The following is a 1064-nucleotide window of genomic DNA, read 5'->3' as shown; positions in this document are numbered from 1 at the left end:
GTCCGGAGCGACAGCGAAGGGCCGGACAGCGGGCGCTAGCTCCTCGCCGGCCCAACATGAGATCAACGACTTCGCGTCAAGCAACTGGAGCCAGATGCCCATGACGAAAACAACGATCCCGGTCCATCTCGACATCAACGGCGACCTTCACGGGCTCGACATCGAGCCGCGTGTGACACTGCTCGACGCCTTGCGCGACCGGCTCGGCCTGACCGGCACCAAGAAGGGCTGCGACCACGGCCAGTGTGGCGCCTGCACCGTGCATATCGACGGCGAGCGCGTGCTGGCCTGCCTGACGCTGGCCGCCCAAGCCGAAGGCCGCACCGTCACCACCATAGAGGGGCTTGCACGGGAGGGCGAAATGCATCCCGTGCAGGCTGCCTTCCTCGAACAGGACGCCTTCCAGTGCGGCTATTGCACGCCGGGCCAGATCATGTCGGCCGTCGCCTGCATCCGTGAGGGCCATGCCGGCTCCGACGGCGAGATCCGCGAATACATGGCCGGCAATCTCTGCCGCTGCGGCGCCTATCCGCACATCGTCGCCGCCATTCGCCAAGCCGCCTTGGAGGTCGCATCATGAGGGATTTTTCGTATGTGCGCGCCAGCTCGGTCGATGCGGCACGCCAAGTGGCCGCCCTGCCCGGCGCCATGCTCTTGGCCGGCGGCACCACGCTGATCGATCTCGCCAAATGCGGCGTCGCCGAACCCGAGACGCTGGTCGACATCGCTCATCTCAAGGGGTTGGACAGCATCGAGGTGAACGAACGCGGCGCCACCATCGGCGCGCTGGCCAGGATGAGCCATGTCGCCGACCATGCCGACATCAAGAGCCGCTTTCCTGCGGTGTCGGAAGCCCTGTGGCAGGCGGCTTCCGCGCAGATCCGCAACATGGCGACCATCGGCGGCAATCTGATGCAGCGCACGCGCTGCCCCTATTTCCGTGATCCCGGGAATTTCTCCGCTTGCAACAAGCGGGAACCCGGCAGCGGCTGTTCGGCCATAGGCGGCGTCACCAGGGGCCACGCCGTGCTCGGCGCCAGCGACGCCTGCATCGCCATGTATCC

The 1064-nt window shown here is 66.4% G+C and carries 2 protein-coding genes; both read left to right on the top strand.

What is annotated here, in order from left to right:
* The first annotated feature begins 100 nt into the window (after nucleotides 1-100).
* A complete protein-coding gene (locus EN750_RS35865; protein WP_127327750.1) occupies nucleotides 101-580 on the top strand; it encodes a (2Fe-2S)-binding protein in 480 nt (159 codons plus the stop codon).
* Nucleotides 577-1064: FAD binding domain-containing protein (locus tag EN750_RS35860; protein WP_189526727.1), on the top strand; the 488-nt coding region annotated here is incomplete at its 3' end. The genes EN750_RS35865 and EN750_RS35860, both read left to right, overlap by 4 nt.

The organism is Mesorhizobium sp. M7A.F.Ca.ET.027.03.2.1, from assembly GCF_003999175.1.
Taxonomy (GTDB): domain Bacteria; phylum Pseudomonadota; class Alphaproteobacteria; order Rhizobiales; family Rhizobiaceae; genus Mesorhizobium.
This window is presented reverse-complemented; position numbering and strand designations above follow the sequence as displayed.